Below are 22540 nucleotides of genomic sequence, written 5' to 3'. Positions count from 1 at the left end.
AAGCGAAACTTCACTTAGTTGCTGTACTTCTCGCTGAGATCTGCAGCTACTTTCTCAATAGTTTTAGTCACCTCATCGGTCAATTTACCTGACTTCAATGTATCCAGCGCATCCCTGTGTTTTTGATCCATGAAGTGGATGAATTCTTCTTCGAATTCTTTGATACGGTTTACGGGAACTTTATTCAAAAGTCCTTTTGTTCCGCAGTAAATGATAGCAACTTGCTTTTCAACCGACATCGGAGAGTTTTGAGCTTGCTTCAAGATTTCCACGTTACGAGCTCCTTTTCCAAGAACGGACATTGTAGCTGCATCAAGGTCAGAACCGAATTTGGCAAAAGCCTCAAGTTCACGGTATTGAGCTTGGTCAAGCTTCAATGTACCTGCTACTTTCTTCATCGATTTAATTTGAGCTGCTCCTCCTACACGAGATACAGAGATACCCACGTTGATCGCAGGGCGTACACCCGATAGGAATAAGTTTGACTCAAGGAAAATCTGCCCGTCGGTAATCGAGATTACGTTGGTAGGAATGTAGGCAGAAACGTCTCCTGCTTGTGTTTCAATAATTGGGAGTGCCGTAAGGGATCCGCCACCTTTTACTCTTCCTTTCAATGAAGGAGGAAGGTCATTCATCTGAGCTGCGATTTCATCACTGTTGATGACTTTCGCTGCACGTTCAAGAAGCCTTGAGTGAAGGTAGAATACGTCACCCGGGTATGCCTCACGTCCCGGGGGGCGTCGAAGCAAAAGTGAAACCTCACGGTATGCAACTGCTTGCTTCGAAAGGTCATCAAACACGATCAAAGCAGGTCTTCCAGTATCTCGGAAGAACTCACCGATAGCTGCACCTGAGAATGGTGCCAAGAACTGCATAGGAGCAGGGTCAGAGGCATTTGCTGCTACAATTACCGTGTAATCAAGAGCACCTGCATCATCTAATGTTTTCGCAATTTGAGCTACTGTTGATCCCTTTTGCCCGATGGCAACGTAGATACAGAAAACAGGCTCGCCTCTGTCGTAAAATTCTTTTTGGTTGATGATGGTATCAATCGCAACCGTAGACTTACCTGTTTGGCGGTCACCAATGATCAACTCACGTTGTCCTCTACCTACGGGAATCATGGCATCGATTGCCTTAATACCTGTTTGAAGTGGCTCATCTACGGGCTGTCTGTAAATTACACCTGGAGCTTTTCGCTCAATAGGCATTTCGAGAAGTTCACCTTGGATAGGTCCCTTCCCGTCGATTGGCTCACCAAGTGTGTTTACCACACGGCCCAACATACCTTCACCTACTTTAATAGATGAGATAAGTCCGGTACGTTTTACTACGTCACCTTCTTTGATTCCTTCTGAAGAACCCAAGAGAACCGCTCCTACATTGTCTTCTTCAAGGTTAAGAACGATACCTCTTAATCCGGTTTCGAATTCAATCAGCTCTCCCGCTTGCACGCTGGAAAGTCCATAAATCCTTGCAATACCATCTCCTACTTGGAGGACGGAACCTGCTTCTTCTAATTCTGCTTCTGACTTGAATCCTGCGAGTTGTTCTTTCAGGATGGCGGATACTTCTGCCGGTTTTACTTCAGCCATGGTGTATTGTTAAAGTTCTGAGATGTATGGGTTTTTTGAAAACTCTCTTTTTAGAGAGTTCAATTTTCGTGCAACTGACTCGTCATATCGCTTGTCGTCAACACGTATAATGAAGCCACCGATGAGTTCTTTGTCAACTTTTTCGGTAAGCTCTACTTTGTCGTATAATTTGGTAATGAAATCCAGCGCTTTTTTGCGTCCTGAATCTGACAGTGGCACTGCAGTGATGATTTCTGCTGTGACAATTCCTTGGTGCTCTCTGTATACATATTGGAAAGCACTGGCAATTTCAGGAAGCTGATCTTCGCGCTTCTTTTGAGTAACCAGCTTTAAAAACTTAAGCGTAATCGTTCCGATTTGTCCTACAAAAATTTTGTCCAGGATGTCGCGTTTCTTTGCTGGTTTTACAACAGGGCTTTTCAAGAGAGTGACCAAATCAGGACTGGTTGCACAAGTATCAGCAATCAACTTCATTTCCGCTGCGACAGCATCTAACTCTTTTTGATCTATGGCAAAAGAGAGAAGCGCCTTAGCATAACGTCTGGCTGTTTTTGAATTCTTATGCATCAGTTCAATTTTGCCTCTTCAAGGTATCGATCGATCAAATCTTTTTGCTTCTGGTCTTCACTCAATTCTTGGCGAATAACCTTTTCTGCAATGTGAATACTTAACTCGGCTACTTGCTTCTTTAGTTCAGTAATAGCAGCCAACTTCTCGTTATGAATGTCTTCTTTGGCAGAGCTTAAAATTTTGGCGTACTCAGCCTCAGCTTTTTCTTTTGCCTCTGAGATAATTTTGTCTTTCGTACCTCGTGCATCTTTGAGCAAAGCATCGCGCTCTAGTCGTGCTTCCTTTAAAAGCTCTTCATTGCTTGATTGCAAATTGGCCAAATCTTGTCTGGCTTTATCTGCAGATTTCAAGGCATCATCGATCGAGTCTTCTCTCTCTCGGATAGATGCTAAAATAGGTTTCCAAGCCATCTTGGCCAGGATGATGACAACGATTATAAATGCAATCGATGACCAAAGTACTGTTCCCCAACTAACTGATAACATATCTTTTGCTCTTAATTAAAGTTTAATGAAGGGCCCTGACCAACCGTCAGGGCCATCTTCACCTTGTTTGTTTTAGAGAACAACCAAAAGACAAACGATTACTGCGAAAAGTGCTACACCCTCAACGAGTGCTGCCGCAACAATCATGTTTGCACGGATGTCTCCTGTAGCTTCCGGCTGGCGAGCCATTGATTCAAGGGCTGAGGCACCGATTCTACCGATTCCCATACCTGCTCCAATAGCTGCGAGTCCTGCTCCGATTCCTGCGAATCCGGCATCTGCCGCTGCTTGCAAAATAATAGCTAATAATTCCATTTAGCTTTTGTGTTTATGTGGGTTAATAATTGCCGTAATTAATGATGTCCTTCTTGAGTTGCCTCGCCAAAGTACAATGCAGCCAGTAGTGTGAACACATAGGCTTGCAAGAAGGCTACCAATAACTCTATAAAGAACATGAAAATCATAAATAATACGCTTCCGAATCCAACTCCGTACCCCGCAGTGGCGCTTTGCTCCCCGAAAATCAAAACAAGAGAAACGAAAGCCAAAATAATGATGTGGCCTGCGGTGATGTTTGCCGTAAGTCGAACCATCAATACAAGAGGTTTGATGAAAATACTGGCGATTTCAATCGGAACGAGAATGAATTTGATCGGAAGAGGTACACCTGCAGGCCATAGTATATGTCCCCAGTAGTGCTTGTTTCCGTTTATAGTGATAATAATGAAAACCAATGCTGCCAATACCATCGTAACTGAGAGTGTCCCGGTAATGTTAAACCCTCCAATGAATGGAATGAGCCCCAACATATTGGCTATCCAAATAAAGAAGAAAGTAGTAAGTAGGAAAGGCATGAATTTATCAGCTTTCGCCGCACTACCAATAGACGGAATAGCTACCTCATCGCGAATGAAAAGGATTAAAGGCTCAAGAAAAGACTGAAGTCCTTTCGGTGCCTGTCCCTTTCTCTTTTTGTAAGAGCGTGCTACTGAACTAAAAATCAATATTAGTAAGAGACAAGTAAACAACACTCCCGTGACTGACTTAGTAATCGAGAGGTCCATTACTGCTTCATTGGATGCTTCGCCTGTTTCAGGATTGATTTCAAGCGACCCAGATCTGTTGTCATAGTAGATATGCTCGTGAAAAAGCGCATAGTCGTCGTAGGTATAATAATGATAATCTACATCTTCACCACCGTCATCGACATAAGAACCGTGCTGCTCATTGTGGTAAAAATGTGAGCTAGAAAAAACGTCAAATCCATCCTCTGTATAGAGAATGATAGGAAGATAAATAGCGAAATCACCAATAATGTGGATTTCATGAGCATCAGAGATGTGATGCATGATCATTTCACCTGCGTCGAAGGAACTTTCTTCAGCATGTGCTTCATCAGAATGAGACTCGCTTTTGTGGTCGTGATCGTCATGATCGTGCTGAGCAGAGACGTTAAACGTAAAACCAGCAAAAAGAGTCAGAAATAGGATGCTCTTCGCAAGAGCTTTTCTAGTGGCTGTATTCATCAGCATTGTCGGTGTTTTCGGCGCAATAGGGCGTTCAAAAATCGACTGCAAAGCTATTGATTAAATACGGAGAATGAAATAAAAGAGTAGGTTTTTTTAACACCTGTTGAAAACCCCCTCAATACCTCTGTAAATCAGTGTGATGAAGAGCGGATAAGAGGAAGAAGATTTTTAATTTCAGCTACAAGGAAAAGCATGTAGCCAATGAGGTAACCAATGGCAGTGAATTTCAAGTTTTCTTTATCCAAAACACCAACCATAACGAGGATGATTGCAGAGAGGAATAATTTTGCGGTAAGCGATCCCATAAAACTGGCCACAAATATTTGGGGACGCTTGCTATTCGCATTGACCAAAAAGCGGTGAATGAAAAATGAAGCTATAGTCAGAAGCGCAATGGAAAGCCAGAAAGAAAAAGGGACAGATTGATCAAGTAGCAGATTGGCGGAAGCCCAAGCCCCGGCGCAAACCAAAACTGCAATAATGATCAAATCTTTGGTGAAAATACTGTTGGACCGGGTAGCCTTCATTTACTTGTAGTTCTGATTACAATATATATGGCGGCTCCTACGCCAATTAATGAGAGAAGCAATGTGAACCAGGGTGTTTTTAATTGAAGTCGTTCATCCAGATCTATGCCTCCGTAGACCGCGGCCGCGATGGTAATACCCATCTGAATGGCCATACTTGAATATTTGTAGAAGTCGTTTACCGGTCTGTTAACCTCGTCCTTGTTTGGATTCTTCTTGTCGCGTTTGGGATTGAGGCTCACTTGGGGTGTTTTTGAATTCTTTAATGACACCACCTCCCATCGTGCAGCTTCCTGTAAAGACAGCTCCAGGCTCGATGGCTAATTTTTTAGTGGTGATATCACACTCTAATCGAGCAGTAGACTTGAGGCTCAACAAGCCATTCACGGATATTTGTCCCGTTATTTTTCCTTCAATGTCGGCATTTTCACAAACCACTTCACCGTCAATAATTCCCGATGAACCAACCACTAAGCGACCTTTGGCGGTGATGGTCCCTTTTACGGTTCCATCAATCCGAATATTGCTATCCGTTTTGATTTCACCTTCGATGCTGGTTCCCGATACAATTCTGTTTAACTTTTCAGGTGTTTGAGATTCGCTCATTTTGGCCATTTCTTTGGTGTTTGAACTCTTGAACATGATATCTATGTTGTGTACTGCTTAGAGGTAATTTTCCTCGAAGAAGGACTGGTAAACTTCAGCATTTTTATTGCGAAAAAGTGTCGTGAAGTTTTTTGTGGTAATTACAAAAGTCTGGTAACCCTTTTCGTTGATCTCTTTTAGAGCTGCTTTATTTACGGCAAAGGTATTGAAGTAGTTCATAGCATCCGCTTTATCCTTAAAGCTTCTCACTATAATAATTTGGTGATCGCGATCAATGAAACTGTTCGTAATTCTCAAATTATCATTTCTAAATGAGGCCGTATTGAAGTCGGCTATAGACACTTTCAAATCGGTAGAGCTATCCTCAGCCTTTGGAAAAATCAGGGCGAAAAAATGCTCGGAGTCGTCGTTCACATTATACATGGAGGTGTTGACCGGCGCAGTATCAGTTGGCTCGCTAGCATCAGCTACATCCGAATCGGGGTTGTTCTTCTTCTCATCTCTGGCCATTTGAGCCTTGAGCTCATTCAATTGACCAAGCAGCTCTGCCGCTTTATCGCCTTCTTCGGTACCTCTGAATTTGGAGATGATTTCGCGCAAAAGATTCTCATAAGCCTCAGGCTGCTTTTGTGCACCGATGGTGAGTGCTTTAATCAGATAGTATTTCGAGAGGTAATTATTGTTTGGCTCGTCACGAATTACAGTATTGCAGGTTAGCATTACGTCGTTGTATTGCCTGCGACTGTATTTCTTATACGTCTCCTCATAAGCTTTTCTCTCTTCCTCTACATTTCGGTTCTTTTCGGTAATGTAGTCAGGGTCTGTAATGAGTTTGGCAAATTCGCTGTCGGGGTAATCTGCCAAAATCACATTCTTGTAGTATTCTGAGTTATCTCTAAAACCTGTTCCGACAAATCCTCCTGACTCTTCTTTCTCTACATAAATTCGGTAGAGCTGATAATGCGCAGGAAGGGAAGTGGCACTCGTGTCGTATTCATTGGTTATGCGCAAAAAAGACTCAATGGCATTGTCATCATCCTGAAGTCGCTCTTTATAGATTGTTCCGATTTCATACAGAGCGGCAATGATTTCGTTGTGCGCTGCTGCCATGGCATCATCACCGATAGGCAGCTCACCCAAATAATCTTCCAGAGTTTTTTCTTCTTCCTCAGTTCCGATTTCGGCAAGCAGACTATCGGTATCCGAATCTTGGGACGGTCCGGATAAGTTTATCTCCGTTTTCATGGATCGTCTCCAGTTGTCTTCATTCGGCCTATCACCCCATCGACTTTTAAATTCAGTAAATCCTGAGCTGAGTGCATTGGTATTGTAGAAATACCATTTTCTACCCGAGCTTGAGCTGCCACCTGAGGAGAAGTTCGGTCGGTTTTGAAGCCTTTCCAAGGCGTCAAGTTCGTCCTGACGTTTTTGATCGGCTTCAGCCTCTAGCTGGGCCATTATTTTCAAGATTTTTTTGTCTCGTTCCTTTTCATCAAGTGAGGCCAGGCCTATTAGGCTATCATTGGTTTCAACTACCTCAATGTTGGTTACCAAGTCATTTAATGAATTGGCTTTTGCAACAATGGCCTTGTAATTCGGAAAGTCCTCAGGGAGGATAGTGGCCGTGCTATCGTAGTAGTTTTTTGCTAAGACGTAATTTCTATCTGCAAAATTGATTTCTGCTAAGCGCAGGTAACTCTTCCCTTTTTGAACTGGATTATTTACGCTTTTCCTTATCGAAGTTTGCAAATACTCGATCCCTTGAGGGACGTTTTGTTCTTCTAGTTCAATGTCGGCAAGGGCATAATAGATTTGATCATAGTACTCTTCATTTTTCTTGTCTTTGGCCATTTTGAGAAGCATGTCCTTGATCTTTTTTGAATCGAGCTTCCTATCGAAAGCCAATGCCTGAGAGATCTTGGCATAGAACTCCATCTCATAATCGGGTTTCATATCAACTACTGTTGCATAAGCGTCAATGGCATTTGCATTACGCCCTTCTATATTGTAGACCTGAGCCAGAATATAGGTTAAGCGAGCTTTCATTCGATTGTCGTCACAAAGGACTGATGCATCCTCCAGGTACGGAATGGCATCTTTGTAGCGATCTTGTCTCAGCATCATTTCAGCCTTCACTGTCTCCAGCCTCCATGCAAAATCCTTCGGCTTTTCTTTTGAATTGTCATCTTCGACCACACTTAATACGGTGGCTGCTTTTCCATAGCGCTCCTGCTCTATATATGTGCGAGAAAGCCAAATGGCTGCATCAAAACGAGAACTCTGCCCTTTGTATTTTTTTGCCACATAAGAGGTCATTTCCTCTGTTTTGGCATATTGACCCTTGTAAAAATTGGCTACACCAATCATCAAGTAGCACTCATCGATCCAATTGTTGTACTCTTTTTTACTGATCTCCATGCTGTGACGATCAATCACCGTGCTGCACTTCTCGATGATTTCATCCATCTGAGGATAGAGATTCTTTTGCTCCTCTTCACTTGGCACCACATAAATGGGCAAGAGCTCCAAGTAATCGTCTTCCTTGCCTGCCCACAGTTGTTCTTCCGTGAGGCGCAGAATTTCTGAAGCGTTAAAATACCAATTGTAATGCGACGTTGTATTGTGATAGAGTCGATTGGTAAAACCCGATTTTTTCTTGGAACACCCTGTCAATGCAAAGATGGACGCGATAAATATCAGGGATAGAATCTTATGTGGTCGAATGGAATTCACGGGTTGCCTTTATCGGAATAGTCGTTAAACACGATTTGTGCAAAATTATTGCATTTTTTGGAAAGAGAGTTTTGAAAAAGGATTTCTGATATTTGTCGTTAACAGATGGATAAGAAACAAACAAAGAAAGAGCGGCGAAAGGAGCTCATAAGAAAGCTCAAGAGCAAGTACCGGCTTGTGGTCATGAACGACGCTACTTTTGACGAAAGTTTTTCGGCCTTTCTTACTCCGTTAAACGTGATAGCAGGGGTAGCAATTTTGTTCATATCCATAGCTGCTATAGTACTGTCTGTAGTGATCTTGACTCCTTTAAAAGAATACATTCCCGGCTACAGTGACACTCAGACCCGAATACGCGCTTTAAACGCCACCGTAAAGGTCGATTCACTGGAAGAGGCCCAAGCTGTTTATAGTTCCTATTTTGAAAACATTCAGAGAATCTTAAATGGCGAAGTGGAGACGGATACGTCAAAAATGGCACTGGGCGGTGATTCAGAAGAATATGATAATTTAGATTTTTCTGCTTCTCCCGAAGATTCTCTTTTGCGCCAAGAAATAGAGTCGGAGGAAAGGTATGCTTTAAACCCCCAATCTCAATCTGTGTCAGAAACGCTGGGACTGCCCGGGACACTGCTATTTCCGCCGATTATCGGGACGATTACTTCAGACTTTGATCAGAAGATTGGTCATTATGGTATCGATGTGGCTGCCAAAGAAGGAGAAACAATCAAGGCAATACTGGACGGAACAGTAGTCATGGCTTCATTTACTTCTGATGGAGGAAACGTTATTCAGATCCAACACGCCAACAACTTGGTTTCCATTTACAAGCACAATTCGATCTTGCTGAAAAAAGTTGGTGATAGGGTAGAAGCAGGAGATTCAATAGCCATCATTGGAAATTCTGGAGAGTTAACTGATGGACCGCATTTGCACTTTGAACTCTGGTACAATGGGACTCCTCTTAATCCAAGAGACTACATTGCATTTTCCTCTTAATTATGGGACTGAAAGAATGGCTGAGTAAGCCAATAGCAGCTAAGGCTGCCAAAAAAGTTGAGAAGTGGAGCAAAGAGGCCCTGACGCGCCAAGAAAAAACCCTGTCATCTTTGTTGTCCAAAGCTCAGAATACAGCCTTTGGGAAAGACCACTCTTTTTCGGAGATTAAGAACTACCAAGAATTCAAAGAGCACGTTCCTGTGCGCGATTACGAGGCACTCAAGCCATATATCGATAAGACGGTAGCGGGTGAAGGAGATATCTTATGGCCCGGACGTCCACTCTATTTTTCAAAAACTTCAGGAACAACAAGCGGAGCCAAATACATACCTATTTCTAAAGAGTCCATGCCTCACCACACCGAGGCTGCCAAAAATGCGCTGCTCCTGTACATAGCAAAAACCGGTTATGCCAAATTTGTAAACGGCAAAATGATTTTCCTACAGGGAAGCCCTGTACTGGGAGACACGAACGGAATCCCCACAGGAAGACTTTCTGGAATTGTAGCTCACCATGTTCCGGGCTATCTCCAGAAAAATCGACTTCCATCTTTTGAAACCAATTCAATAGATGATTGGGAAACCAAGGTGTCGGCTGTGGTAGAAGAAACGCGTGACCAACCTATGAGCCTCATCTCAGGCATACCAAGCTGGGTGCAGCACTACTTTGAAAAGCTTTTGGAAGTAACCGGAAAATCTACCATTAAGGAGCTTTTTCCCACTTTTAATCTTTTCGTTTACGGAGGTGTAAATTTTGAACCCTATCGACCGCGATTTGAAAAGCTGATCGGTGGAAGGGTAGATAGCATCGAAACTTATCCGGCAAGTGAAGGTTTCATCGCTTTTCAAAATGAGCAGGATGACAAATCGCTTCTAATCAATATAGATGGAGGAATCTTTTTTGAGTTTATCCCCGTTGAAACCTATTTTGATGAAAATCCGACGAGACTGAGTTTGGCCGAGGTGGAGCTCGGAAAAAATTATGCCTTGGTTCTTTCGACCGATGCAGGTCTATGGGCATACAGCATTGGCGATACGGTGAAGTTTACTTCGCTCGATCCGTATAAGATATTAGTGACAGGGAGGATAAAGCATTTTACTTCTGCCTTTGGCGAGCATGTTATTGCTGAAGAAGTAGAAGGAGCCCTAAATGACGTGGTAGCAAAGTATCCTGCAGAGGTGATTGAGTTTCATGTCGCCCCTCAACTCAATCCAAAAGAAGGTCTTCCTCACCACGAGTGGTTGGTATCATTCGCTAAAGAGCCGGAAGATATCGATTCCTTTTCGGCTGAGCTGGACCTGGCGATGCAGAAGAAGAATATCTACTATGCGGATTTGATCAAGGGCAAAATATTGAGACCGCTTGAAATAACATCTTTGCAGAAGGATGCGTTTAATGAGTTCATGAAGTCTAAGGGTAAGCTTGGCGGCCAAAACAAAGTGCCTCGCCTGAGCGATAACCGAGATAACGCAGACCTCCTCCTTCAATGGAAAAAATCTTAACCTTATTCTTTTCTCTCATATTTCTGACTGGCTTTGGTCAAGTAAACTTGGTCACTTCCCAAATGGATTTCGGATTACTGACCAGAGCTGACGAAAACTTTGCCGATTTCGGAATTCAGAATAATTCGGAGAAACCGGTTATTATTTTTCGAGTCGAGGTGCCTAAGAACGTCGATGTCACTTTTAGTGCAAAAACAATAGAGCCAGGTAAAACGGAATATGTGCGTCTTCGTTACAACCCTAATAAAGAAGGAGCTTTCAAGGAGGAGTTTGACGTTTTCACGAGCGCATGGGTTGTGCCACAGCAGATCACGCTGAAAGGAGAATCGACTTATGCCGCAGATCGCTTTGTTCCCTGCCCCGACTTCTCAGATAATCCCGTAGGGTCATTGAGGCCTTTTAGCGTTACGGCCAGAACGATGCGAAATATTCCATTGGTTGAAACGCAAGTGCAGGTATTTAAAGATGGAGAACCCGTGGGTAAATATTTCACAGACATCAACGGTGAGCTCGATTTAAACCTTCCCCTTGGTAGATATTATTTCGCCCTTTCAGGATTGGACACATCCATTTTTGTCAATGCTACCAATGATCATCTTGTCGCTTTTTTAGACATTGATCAGAAAGAGGAAGTTCGTCCTACACCGATAGCTCCCCGAACTGTTGCCACCTCCGACACCCCTGAAACCCCTGCCACTCCTGAGGTTGTTTCTTCTCAACCCGGTTTGGATAATATTCCTGTAGAAGAAGACCTTGTGTTGCCACTATCAAAGTTCAAACCAAATAATCTCGTCTTTTTAGTTGATGTGTCAACTTCTATGAAGCACAATGGAAAACTGGACTTATTGAAAGTAGCGATGATTAATCTAGTCGATGTCCTTAGGGATGTGGATCGCTTTACTCTAATTTCTTATGCTACAGATGCGGGGGTAATTATAAAGACAGAAAGCAATCTGGATAAAGAGGCATGCAAGTTGGCCATAAAAGGATTGACGGCGGGAGGAAAAACCGAAGGAACAAAAGCAATCAACCGAGCAGGTCAAGCCGCGATGGACTTCTTTATTGATGGCGGAAACAACCAGATCATTTTGGCTACTGACGGAGCTTTTAATGAGGGTGCGGATAAAGCTCAGAAGCTTTCAGCCAAGTACAAGAGAAAAGGGGTAGTAACCTCGGTATTGGGAATCAAATGTGGAAAGTACACTACCAAAGAAATGAAAGAACTCGCCGATAAAGCAGGAGGTAATTTCGTCGCGCTGGACGGGATTGAAGATGCCGATGAGAAATTACTGGATGAGGTGAAATTACGTTCCGCCAAATAGCCACTTCCGTGGTTTACTATATGTTATCTTTGCGCCTTTATGCAAGAGAAAAAATCAAAACACATTGCTATTCTTGGCTCTACCGGTTCTATCGGAACTCAGGCCCTCGAAGTGATTGAAGCACATCCTGATGAGTTTGTGGTAGAGGTGCTTACCGCAAACAGAAACGCAGATCTTCTGGCAGAGCAAGCTTTAAAGTTTTCGCCGAATGCCGTGGTGATCAACGACGAATCACGTTATGAGTGGTTGAAGGATTTGCTTTTTGACAAAGGCATCAAAGTGTATTGCGGCGCTGAGGCGATTGCCGATGTGGTTCAAATGGAGGAGATCGACATCGTCCTTACCGCATTGGTTGGGTTTTCGGGTTTGCAACCCACCTTGAATGCGATTGATGCCGGCAAGCACATTGCCTTGGCAAACAAAGAAACTCTCGTCGTAGCAGGTGAATTAGTAACAGTTGCCGCAAGAGAAAAAGGAGTGAATATCTATCCGGTTGATTCGGAACATTCAGCCATTTTTCAATGCATCGTAGGGGAATTCCACAACAAGTTGGAGCGCGTGATCCTCACAGCTTCGGGAGGTCCTTTTCGTGGAAAAACCATTCAAGATCTTTCTAAGGTAACGCCTCAACAAGCACTCAAACATCCCAATTGGGATATGGGTGCCAAAGTGACCATAGACTCAGCCAGCTTGATGAACAAAGGGCTTGAGGTGATCGAAGCAAAATGGCTTTTTGGCTTAAAGCCCGAGGAAATTGATGTGGTGGTCCACCCACAGTCGGTGATTCACAGTATGGCTCAGTTTGAGGATGGCAGCATAAAGGCCCAAATGGGATATCCCGATATGAAATTGCCTATTCAATTTGCGTTGAGCTTTCCCGATCGCTTGAAGTCAGATTTCCCTCGTTTCAATTTTGCCGATTATCCGTCCCTTACTTTTGAGAAGCCCGATATGGAAACGTTTAGGAACTTGTCTTTGGCTTTTGAAAGCATGAAGATGGGTGGAACTGCACCGTGTATTTTGAACGCGGCAAATGAAATTGCGGTTGAAGCATTTTTAAAAGAAGAAATCGGCTTTTTGGAAATGTCGAATTTGGTAGAGAACTGCCTGAATGGGGTTTCACTCATCAAAAAACCTACACTAGAAGATTATTTTGGCACTGATGCCGAAACAAGAGCGAAAGCAAAAGAGTTTATTAAGACCAAAGTTGCCTGATACGGAATGGAGATACTCATTAAAGTAAGTCAGTTTTTATTAAGCCTATCCATATTGATCGTCCTTCATGAAATGGGACACTTTATACCGGCAAAGCTTTTCAAGACCAGAGTCGAAAAGTTTTATCTGTTTTTTGATCCATACTTTTCTTTATTTAAGAAAAAGGTAGGAGATACTGAATATGGTATCGGATGGCTGCCGCTGGGTGGATATGTGAAAATATCGGGAATGATCGATGAATCGATGGATCGCGAGCAGATGGCCGAGCCCCCAAAGCCTTGGGAATTCAGATCGAAGCCTGCATGGCAAAGACTCATCATTATGGTTGGTGGAGTAACGGTAAATGTTATTCTGGCATTCTTTATCTACTCAATGATGTTGTTTGCTTGGGGCAAACAATACATTCCTATTGAGAATCTTTCATACGGAGTCTATGCAGACAGCTTGATGCTGGATATTGGGTTTGAACATGGTGATAAAATCGTTGGGGTTGAAGGCTCAGACATTCAGGTATTGAATGATGTGAATGCTGCCGTTCTTTTTGGAGGAGCGCGAAAGATTGACATAGAAAGAAACGGAAACAGTGAATCGATAACTCTCCCTGAGGATATTGATCAAGCCGTTTTAAAGTCAGGAAGGCAATCATTGTTTCTGGAGCAATTTCCGTCAGTAGTAGATACGGTAATGGAAGGATCCAATGCGGAAAAAGGAGGATTGAAAAAGGGAGACGAGTTTGTTTCAGTTGATGGGCAGGATGCCAAATATGTTCCTGCTTTATTGAGTGCATTGGTTAGCCGAAAAGGAGATACAATTAATGTGGCCGTAAACCGAGGTGGCAACATTGAAAACTTAGCTATGACAGTAAGTGAGGATGGCACTCTCGGATTTGGATACAAAACTCCGCTGGAGTTTTTTGATACAGTGAGTCAGGAGTACGGCTTTTTGGAAAGTTTTCCTGCGGGAATCGCATATGGTTGGTCACGTTTGACAGATTATGTGCGATCGCTCAAGTTGCTGTTTAGCAGCGAAGGAGTAAAGCAAGTGGGCGGATTCATCACCATCGGAAAACTATTTGATGACACTTGGAATTGGCAGCGATTCTGGAATATGACCGCATTCTTGTCCATCATATTAGCGGTCATGAACATTTTACCGATCCCTGCATTGGACGGAGGTCATGTGATGTTTCTGCTGTATGAAATGGTGTCTGGCCGTCAGCCGAATCAAAAAGTGATGGAATACGCTCAGCTAGCCGGTATAGCAATACTTCTTACCCTTCTGATCTATGCCAATGGAATGGATATTTTCAGGCTGTTCAATTAATTTCCTGTAGATGAAACTGTTTAGACAAGTGAAGCGTACTTATATAACAAGTCACCCTAAACTATGTCTGATATGAGCACTATTGATGTGAATGGTTTGAAGCAACTTTCCGGAAACGATGAAGACTTTGTAAATGATATTCTCAAGCTTTATGCTGAGCGTACTTTTATAGATCTTAATGAGTTGACAGATGCTCGAAATGAGAGCAATTGGAGTAAGGTGCGTTTCGTCATTCATCGTATGCGATCTGCTGCCGTGCCGTTAGGTCTAAAAGAATTGGTAGTATTGCTTCGTAAAGTAGAGAATAAGCTTAAAGCGAATGAGTTGGACGGTGTATCTTCGGAACTCGACCAAATCACGAAACATTCAGAAGAGGCTTTGCAAGACGCCAAGCGCCAATTGGAAACAGCCTAAGATTTTTTATAGCCCGACTAACTTTGAAACTAGTGCCTTCAAATAGCAGACAAAGAATCCTTCTTGTAGACGATGAGTTGATCACTCTTAAGATCACGCGAAAGCTACTTACTGAAAATGGTTTTGATGTTGATATTGCCCCTAGTTCGACCGATGCAATGAAGCTCTTGGGGTCTAATTCATACCATTTGGTAATCGTAGATATTACGATGCCATCTATCAGTGGGTTTGACCTTATCCAACTCATGCAGAGTTTCGATTACAACGTTCCTGTGATATTCTTAAGCAATAATGACAACGATTGGACCATTGAAGAAGCCGGTAAAATCGGTGCCAAGCGCTTCGTTAGCAAAGAGAAAGAATTTAATTATCTCCCTTCTATTGTGAAAGAGGTTCTGGCCGAGGATTAAGTCCCGCATAGGTTTCTTAAATTCAGCCCCGGTTAAATGGGCGAAATCAAAAAATACTTACCGCAATGCTTAAACTGTGGCAATGACCTAAAGGCCACAGATCAGTTCTGCGCTCAATGTGGTCAACGCACCAAGGGCGCTAAAGTGCCTTTGGGGGATTTTATAGGCGACTTTTTCCAAGATTACTTCACGGTAGATTCTAAGTTTTTCAAAAGCATTTTGTTGCTTATGGTGAGACCCGGAAGACTCACAAAAGAGTTTAACGAAGGAAAGCGGAAATCGTACATCGCTCCATTAAGAATGTACCTTTTCACCAGTTTCATCTACTTTTTTCTCTTGTCAATTTCGGTAAACAATGATGCCGAAAATATGGGATTTACCACGAGAAACGTGGAAAATCAAAAGGCTTTGATCCTAGACAGTCTGCTCGCTGCAGAAAATGATACCATACTGGTTTCTGATGTGCAAATAGTTGTCGATTCGTTGCAGACTGATGATCAAGTAGAAAGCTTCATTAGTATCGAAGAGGATGAATTTGATAAAGGAGGTGTAGAAGAATACATGTATGAGCAGGTAGAGAAGGCTAACAATGACCCAAAGTCTTTCGTGCGATCTCTATTCCGCGTTGCATCGATCTCCCTCTTTTTCTTGGTGCCTATTTTCGGTTTGGTGCTGTGGCTTTTTCATTTTAGAAGGAACTCGTTTTATGTCCAACACCTCGTTCAAGCCCTTCACATTCATACTTTCGTATTTGCAATTTTGAGTATTTATTTGCTGATCAGCTTTTGGATAGAGGTTGAGACCTTTTCTATTATTCCACTCCTTCTATTGATATATTTCATTTGGTCTCTAAAAGTGGTTTACGGTCAGAAACTGCTACCCTCTTTTTTAAAAGCTCTCGCAATACTTATAGTCTATTTTGTGATTGTGCTTATCGCCATAGTGCCCGCAATAATGCTGGCTATTGTTACCGTATAGACTAGCTTTGTGGGGTGATAGCTATTTTAGGTCAGGGCATTGCGGGAACTGCACTTGCGTTGAGATTATTGGAAAAAGGAATTGATTTTGTTGTTTTTGATGACGGCTACAAATCATCGAGCTCCATGGTGGCGGCAGGACTTTGGAACCCCATTGTTTTCAGAAGAATAAATAAGAGTTGGATGGCTGATGAATTCATCAGCGAATTGGAATCGTTTTATCCCCGAATGGAATCTCTTCTTGAAGTCAATTTTTATAAACCTCGTCCGGTATGGCGAATTCATGGCTCCAAACAGGAAAGAGACAAGTGGTTTGAAAAAAATGATCTACCTGGTTTTATCCCATACCTATTCAACCCTCCTCCGAAATTGGAGGAATTATTTGGTCGAATTCCCGAATTTGGAGAAGGCGAAGTGAGACATGCAGGATATTTGGACATTCCTGTTTTCTTAACCGCCTCCAGGCGATACATTGCCGAAAAAGGATGTTTTCAAGATGTTAGTCTTAGTATAAGTCCTTCTATTAAAGAGCTGAAGGATGCCCTTGATCGCCCCGTTGACTTTACCAAAGTCATTGATTGTCGAGGAAATCGATCATCGATGAGTGATTGGTGGTCCTACCTACCTTTTGGCTTAACAAAAGGTGAAGTGCTGACACTGAAATGCCCGGGGCTTAAGCTAGAGCAGACCTTTAATGCAGGATTTTTTGTTTTGCCTTTGGGCAATGAGCTTTACAGAGTTGGCGCCACTTTTAGCTGGAAGGATAAAACCCCTGACCCCACTGAAGCAGGCAAAAAGGAGTTGCTTGACAAGTTTGAAACATATTTTACTTGCGCATACGAAATCATTGATCACAAAGCAGGAATCAGGCCTACTGTTCAGGATAGAAGGCCTCTCATAGGCGAACACCCAAAAGAAGAAAACCTTTATCTATTTAATGGATTAGGTACTAAAGGAGTCATGCTTGCACCTTTTCTCTCAGCACATTTTGTTGATTTCCTTTTTGGTGATGTCACCTTGTCTTCCGAAATAAATATTGAGCGTTTTGAAAAGCATTGGGGTGAAAAAAACCCTACCATTAATTACCCTTATCCATAACTCACTTCGCACTGTTAGCATTTAAACCGGAACCCCCTGTTTTCCCGCCATTGAATTGAAGTATTTTACAAAAGGTTCGAATCTTTTGTCCTGCTCCAATATGAAATTCCAACACGCGAAGTATTTCTCCTTTTTTCTCCTCTTTTTTTCCTGCTTGATTTCATCAGCTCAGTCGCCTGAAGGGATCAACTACCAGGCGGCGCTTAGAGATAGTGAATCTGGTGAAGCACTCAAAAACGAGATGGTATTTATAGTCGTTACTATTCGAGATGGGGGCCCTAACGGAACTATAGTTTACTCTGAATCTCACTCGGGAATTCAAACCAATGACTTCGGGTTGATCAACCTCATTATCGGTGGAGGCGATGCCACAGATGGGAGCTTTGAGGCCATACCATGGGCTTCGGGAAACATTTGGTATGAAATTGAAGTGGATAGTGGTTCGGGATTAGAAAGTCTTGGATCATCCCGGTTTCTTTCAGTTCCTTATGCTCTCTTTGCAGGAAATGCAGAAGAATCTTTGGACAATGATCCGACAAATGAACTGATCACGTCAGCGCAATTTGATGAGGAAACTCAATCCATTGATATCCAAGAGCCGGGAAACGTAGTGAATATTCCACTGGAAGGGTTGAACGTGGATGATGCAGATGCAGATGCTACCAACGAATTAATTTCCTCGGCCCTGTTTAATCCTGAGAACAATACTATTACCCTGACCCAAGCCGATGGCAGTGAAGTAATTATTTCACTTGCCGAATTGAACATTGCCGATGCTGATGCTGATCCGACCAATGAACTTATTGATTCAGACTCAGGCCTACAACTCATAGGAACGAACTTGGTTATATCTGAGGCTGGGATTTCTTACAGTGTGAATCTGGACATTTTGGTCGAAGATGAAGATGCTGATCCAACAAACGAACTCATCGACGATGAAGCTTTCACTTTGACCAACGATACCATCTTAACCTTGAGTGAGGCAGGGATTGAGCACTCGGTAAACCTTGCACCGCTTAGAGAAGATGGGGATTGGATTATTGACGAAGACCAAAACACGGTATACAATGAAGATCAGCGGGTTGGAATTGGAACTTCATCGCCTCTTAGCACGGTGCAATTTGGTGGCTCCGTAGGCTATGATGTGACCTTGTTGGAGTCTGGCGACACTGATAATTATACTGCAAATGCTGACGATCACATGATTGTGATCAACTTTCAGCCTTTAGGAAATCTTGATTTTGGTATCTTTTTGCCTCCGGCTTCCGTATGCGAAGGACGAGTCTATACCATCAGGAAGACTGGAGCCTTTGCTGCCTTTGGCGAAGTCACGATAGATACGGGAGTTTTTCCCGTTGATTTCTTCACACCAAATCTTGTTTTGGACGAGTTTGGCGCAGAAACGGCGGTTTTGCTCTCTCTCGGAGTTGATGGTTGGACCAGAATACTTAGAGAAAATTAGATATGTCAAAGTTTCCCCCCTTAAAACTTAGAGACGTAAGCAGTTTTCATATTGCTTTACTGTCGGCGCTTTGGATGGTGTGCTTTTCAGCAACCAATCTCAATGGTCAGAGCGTTCCTGAGGCTATCAATTACCAGGCAATAGTTCGCGATGCCTCAACTTTCCTACCCATTTCAGATCAAGGAGCTTATGTTTCTGTAGAATTTCTAGATGGTCCGAATGGTGACTTGATCTATCAAGAAGAGTTTTCGTCTATTCAAACCGGGAAGGCAGGGCTCATTAATTTAAGTCTTGGTCAAGGGAATCCGCTAATAAATAGTTTTAGTGAGATTCCTTGGGAGTCAGGAAAAATCTGGCTACGACTTTCGGTCGATGTTGGAAATGGATTGAACATACTTCAAGAGGCACCTTTCAATACGGTGCCATACGCCTTTTATGCGAAGTCTTCCGGATCTAATAGTCCTGACGGAGATGGAGATTCCACCAACGAGCTCATTGAAGCTGTAGTATTGGAAGGAACCAATCTTTTAATTACTGAGGGAGATCAAACCAATACCGTTGAGCTCAGCTCCCTGCGACAGGATGAGGATGCCGATCCATTAAATGAAATTCAAAGTCTCAGTTTAAACGGAACTTCCTTGAGTATTTCAGGAAATGAGTCATCTGTGGATTTAAGTGAATTACCCGGTCTTGGACTCGATTCAGATTCCGACCCATCAAACGAATTGCAGGAGTTAGAACTTGAAGACAATAGTCTATCCATTTCAAATAGTCCGAGTAATTCGCAAGTCGATCTTTCGTCTTATTTGGACAATACCGACAATCAGGATTTAGCTCTATCAGGAACAACTTTGACCCTTTCGGGTGATGTTACTCCTGTTGACCTAAGCACTTTACCTGGTATAGGCGATGATGCTGATGCCGACCCTTCCAATGAGATTCAAGATTTGAGTCTATCTGGAAATACGTTAAGCTTATCGGATGACGGGACTACGGTAGATCTTTCGGGATATTTGGATAATACCGATAACCAGGACCTGACACTTTCGGGCTCTACTTTGAGTTTGACGGGTGACGGGACAACCGTAGATTTGAGTAATGTACCCGGAATAGGCGATGATGCCGACGCTGACCCAACGAACGAAATTCAAGATTTAAGTATTTCGGGCTCTACCTTAAGTCTCTCAGGAGATGGCACGACAGTAGACTTGAGCACACTTCCCGGTTTGGGTGATGATGCTGATGCCGACCCATCCAATGAGATTCAAGATTTGAGTTTGTCAGGTTCTACCTTAAGCCTTTCAGGCGATGGCACTACTGTTGACTTAAGTCCATATGATCAGTCTGATCTTTCTCAGGGCTTTATTTTTATTGGAAACGGATCAGATAAGGCGAGCCAAGTGGAAGTTTTTGGAGACCTTATCTTAGATGATACCGGGGAAACAAAAGTGAGCGCTATTATGGGGACAGATGTGAGTGCTGTTCCACCAACAGATGGACAAGTGCTTGTTTACAACGCCACGGATTCTGAGTGGCAACCGCAATCTTCCCCATCAGTTACTCCTTCTGCTACTACCTCATTTTATAGTATTGATCCTCTCGATTTTCGAGAATTGACGGACAATGAAATCGGGGTGGATTTAGAAGAGCACAACGCGTTGAAGTTTTTTGATGATGATGCTCCATTTGCCATGTTGAGAAACACGGGTATCATTGAAATAATGGCTCCAATTCATTTGCCTCATGGTGCTACCATAAATAATCTAAAAGTATACTATAGAGATTTTGGCCCTGGAAATATGCGATTTTCTCTTTACAGAAAGAACATGACCAATTTTAGTGTGGGAAATGAGGTTTTGACAGCCGTCTTAGCTAACGGCCCTTCAGGAGACAGAGAATTGGACATTGACATTACCAATTTGAACGAAATAGACAACTCCATTTACTCATATCGACTTTATGTTCGTTTTTCTGCTCTTGAAGGAGACGATGCGGTTGATGTAGATAGCGTAGAACAGGGAGTTTACGGTGCTGTAATTGAGTATGCGACTAATTAGATTCAACTTGAGAAAACGCGAAATACTAACCTTCATCCTTATGCTGCTGGCTTTATCAAGCTCAGCACAAGTGGTTTTGGACAGGCAGGTAATCGGCTCTTCAGGAGGTTCGTTTTCGCTTAACGGAGGTCTATTATTGGAGCAAACCATTGGAGAATCTGTCATCTCTACAATTGGAAACAACGATTTTACACTAACTCAGGGGTTTCATCAGCCGCTGACGGAAGGGTTATTGAGTTTCGATGTCGTTACATCAGCTTCTTCGTGCCCTACCTCTTCTGATGGTAGTGCATTTATCAGCAATCTTACCGGATGTGTTCCTCCTTATGAAATAGTTTGGAGCAACGGTGTCATAGAAGTAGATAGTCTCGATAGGTTGTTGCCCGGGTTCTATTCTGTAACCGTGTTTTCAAGTTTTTGTCAAGAAACGGTGGAGTTTGAGATTGTTCCCGGCCCTGCTACCAATTGTGCGCTCAGAATATTTAATGCCTTCACACCCGATGGTGACGGCAAGAGTGATACGTGGACTATTGAAAACATAACCTTGGATGAGTTCAGACAAAATAAAGTGGAGATTTTTAACCGATGGGGTCAGCAAGTCTATTCGGCGAGAAACTACAACAATGAAGATGTAGTCTGGAACGGCGAGTCTGAGTCAGGCCAAGAACTATTGTCGGGAACATACTTCTATGTTCTGGAAACAGGCGGAATAACTTATAAGGGTTATATAGAACTGATCAGATGAGAAAATTCATAATCATATCATTTCTCCTGTTCACAGCATTGGCTGAGTCATTTGGCCAGCAGCATTCTTTGTATTCTCAATACATTTTCAATCTGTACGCCATTAATCCTGCCTATGCCGGTGAACGCAATTCTGTTGCGACTGCGCTAAGCTATAGAACCCAATGGGTAGGATTTGATGGAGCGCCTAAAACGGCCTATTTCTCGGCTCATTCTCCTGTTCGCAACAATAATTTGGCTGTGGGCTTTTGGTTTCAAAACGATCAAGTAGGCGCTAGAGAGACCTCGTCGATGCATGGCTCGGTTTCTTACAAGCTTCAACTGGAAGGAAACAGTAAGATTTCATTTGCCCTGAGCGGTGGCGCTTTGAACCATCGGTACAATTGGAATGAGCTCGACTTTCCCGATGGATCAGATCCCGTGGCATTTGTAAATGAAGCCAATCAATGGAGGCCTGTTTTTGATTTTGGGGTCATGTATCTTTCCACTCGAGGGTATGCTGGCTTAAGCGTTATGAACCTAAATGGGGTCGAATTAACTTCAAGCGATGTGATCGATGCCAGACTTGAACCAAGCTTCAATGTAGTGGGAGGCTATATTTTTCCCGTTTCGAATAAGGTTGATCTGAAACCAAGTACATTGATTCGATTGCAGACTGACGGTACCATGCAATTTGATGCCAATTTAAGCGCAAGATTCAACAATGCTTTTTGGCTGACAGCCACTTATCGCTATCAATTTGGGATGGTTTTCAGTGGTCATTTTTACCTGAACGATAATTTTCATTTTGGGTATTCATATGATCTTACCACAAACGCAATACTGTCACAGCAAAGCGGCACACACGAACTTTTCATTGGTTATGATTTCAATCTTTACAAAGAAAAACAGTCCTCGTTAAGAAACTTCTAAAAAGCGTGCGCAGTCTCCCCCTGATCATAGCATTGTTTCTTTACTCTTTTGGCCTTCAAA

Annotated in this window: 22 protein-coding genes; 13 read left to right on the top strand and 9 right to left on the bottom strand. The window is 42.9% G+C overall.

Annotated elements, in window-relative coordinates:
* Positions 1-14 precede the first annotated feature (14 nt).
* The 9 genes from atpA to O3Q51_16530 all read right to left on the bottom strand — a co-directional run bounded on the left by atpA (position 15) and on the right by O3Q51_16530 (position 8045).
* A complete protein-coding gene (gene atpA / locus O3Q51_16570; GenBank protein ID MCZ4410432.1) occupies positions 15-1595 on the bottom strand; it encodes a F0F1 ATP synthase subunit alpha in 1581 nt (526 codons plus the stop codon).
* A gap of 9 nt (positions 1596-1604) precedes the next feature.
* On the bottom strand, positions 1605-2162 hold the full coding sequence (gene atpH / locus O3Q51_16565) for an ATP synthase F1 subunit delta (GenBank protein ID MCZ4410431.1): 558 nt from the start codon (positions 2160-2162) through the stop codon (positions 1605-1607).
* A complete protein-coding gene (gene atpF / locus O3Q51_16560; GenBank protein ID MCZ4410430.1) occupies positions 2162-2650 on the bottom strand; it encodes a F0F1 ATP synthase subunit B in 489 nt (162 codons plus the stop codon). Before atpF ends, atpH begins: the two co-directional genes overlap by 1 nt.
* 72 nt (positions 2651-2722) lie before the next feature.
* Positions 2723-2965, bottom strand: coding sequence for an ATP synthase F0 subunit C (atpE, locus tag O3Q51_16555; protein MCZ4410429.1), 243 nt, complete (start codon positions 2963-2965; stop codon positions 2723-2725).
* A 38-nt stretch (positions 2966-3003) separates the two neighbouring features.
* Positions 3004-4182, bottom strand: a complete 1179-nt coding sequence (gene atpB / locus O3Q51_16550) for a F0F1 ATP synthase subunit A (protein ID MCZ4410428.1) — start codon at positions 4180-4182, stop codon at positions 3004-3006.
* Between the two features lie 128 nt (positions 4183-4310).
* Positions 4311-4706, bottom strand: coding sequence for a hypothetical protein (locus tag O3Q51_16545; protein MCZ4410427.1), 396 nt, complete (start codon positions 4704-4706; stop codon positions 4311-4313).
* Positions 4703-4861, bottom strand: coding sequence for an AtpZ/AtpI family protein (locus O3Q51_16540; protein MCZ4410426.1), 159 nt, complete (start codon positions 4859-4861; stop codon positions 4703-4705). The genes O3Q51_16545 and O3Q51_16540 overlap by 4 nt, the downstream gene beginning before the upstream one ends.
* Positions 4862-4895: 34 nt before the next feature.
* Entirely contained in the window at positions 4896-5348 is a 453-nt protein-coding gene (locus tag O3Q51_16535) for a polymer-forming cytoskeletal protein (GenBank protein MCZ4410425.1), read from the bottom strand.
* A 21-nt stretch (positions 5349-5369) separates the two neighbouring features.
* Positions 5370-8045 carry a hypothetical protein gene (locus O3Q51_16530; protein ID MCZ4410424.1) on the bottom strand — a complete coding sequence of 892 codons (2676 nt, stop codon included), beginning with the start codon at positions 8043-8045 and terminating at the stop codon, positions 5370-5372.
* A 105-nt stretch (positions 8046-8150) separates the two neighbouring features.
* On the opposite strand from O3Q51_16530, the gene O3Q51_16525 reads away from it, so the two are divergent.
* The 13 genes from O3Q51_16525 (at position 8151) to O3Q51_16465 (ending at position 22480) form a co-directional block, all read left to right on the top strand.
* Entirely contained in the window at positions 8151-9044 is an 894-nt protein-coding gene (locus O3Q51_16525; protein ID MCZ4410423.1) for a M23 family metallopeptidase, read from the top strand.
* 2 nt (positions 9045-9046) lie between these two features.
* On the top strand, positions 9047-10546 hold the full coding sequence (locus tag O3Q51_16520; protein MCZ4410422.1) for a GH3 auxin-responsive promoter family protein: 1500 nt from the start codon (positions 9047-9049) through the stop codon (positions 10544-10546).
* Positions 10531-11868, top strand: coding sequence for a VWA domain-containing protein (locus O3Q51_16515; GenBank protein ID MCZ4410421.1), 1338 nt, complete (start codon positions 10531-10533; stop codon positions 11866-11868). The genes O3Q51_16520 and O3Q51_16515 overlap by 16 nt, the downstream gene beginning before the upstream one ends.
* 39 nt (positions 11869-11907) lie before the next feature.
* Complete coding sequence (locus O3Q51_16510) at positions 11908-13083, top strand: 1-deoxy-D-xylulose-5-phosphate reductoisomerase (protein ID MCZ4410420.1); 1176 nt, start codon at positions 11908-11910, stop codon at positions 13081-13083.
* A gap of 6 nt (positions 13084-13089) precedes the next feature.
* Complete coding sequence (gene rseP, locus O3Q51_16505) at positions 13090-14406, top strand: RIP metalloprotease RseP (protein ID MCZ4410419.1); 1317 nt, start codon at positions 13090-13092, stop codon at positions 14404-14406.
* Between the two features lie 72 nt (positions 14407-14478).
* On the top strand, positions 14479-14820 hold the full coding sequence (locus O3Q51_16500; GenBank protein MCZ4410418.1) for an Hpt domain-containing protein: 342 nt from the start codon (positions 14479-14481) through the stop codon (positions 14818-14820).
* Positions 14821-14852: 32 nt separating this feature from the next.
* Positions 14853-15230 carry a response regulator gene (locus O3Q51_16495; GenBank protein MCZ4410417.1) on the top strand — a complete coding sequence of 126 codons (378 nt, stop codon included), beginning with the start codon at positions 14853-14855 and terminating at the stop codon, positions 15228-15230.
* Between the two features lie 36 nt (positions 15231-15266).
* Positions 15267-16208: a DUF3667 domain-containing protein gene (locus O3Q51_16490; GenBank protein ID MCZ4410416.1), complete on the top strand. Its 942-nt coding sequence runs from the start codon at positions 15267-15269 to the stop codon at positions 16206-16208.
* 14 nt (positions 16209-16222) lie between these two features.
* The gene (locus O3Q51_16485) at positions 16223-17305 is read left to right on the top strand and encodes an FAD-dependent oxidoreductase (protein MCZ4410415.1); all 1083 of its coding nucleotides are present in this window, start codon (positions 16223-16225) and stop codon (positions 17303-17305) included.
* Between the two features lie 100 nt (positions 17306-17405).
* Positions 17406-18767: a hypothetical protein gene (locus O3Q51_16480; protein MCZ4410414.1), complete on the top strand. Its 1362-nt coding sequence runs from the start codon at positions 17406-17408 to the stop codon at positions 18765-18767.
* A 2-nt stretch (positions 18768-18769) separates the two neighbouring features.
* Positions 18770-20824 (top strand): hypothetical protein, encoded by a 2055-nt coding sequence (locus O3Q51_16475; protein MCZ4410413.1) that lies wholly within the window; start codon positions 18770-18772, stop codon positions 20822-20824.
* A 7-nt stretch (positions 20825-20831) separates the two neighbouring features.
* On the top strand, positions 20832-21569 hold the full coding sequence (locus tag O3Q51_16470) for a gliding motility-associated C-terminal domain-containing protein (GenBank protein MCZ4410412.1): 738 nt from the start codon (positions 20832-20834) through the stop codon (positions 21567-21569).
* Positions 21566-22480, top strand: coding sequence for a type IX secretion system membrane protein PorP/SprF (locus O3Q51_16465; protein ID MCZ4410411.1), 915 nt, complete (start codon positions 21566-21568; stop codon positions 22478-22480). Before O3Q51_16470 ends, O3Q51_16465 begins: the two co-directional genes overlap by 4 nt.
* Positions 22481-22540 lie beyond the last annotated feature (60 nt).

Source organism: Cryomorphaceae bacterium 1068 (genome assembly GCA_027214385.1).
In the GTDB taxonomy this organism is placed as follows: Bacteria; Bacteroidota; Bacteroidia; order Flavobacteriales_D; family Cryomorphaceae; genus JAKVAV01.
Note: the sequence above shows the minus strand (reverse complement) of the source record. Positions and strands in the feature narration are given on the sequence as shown.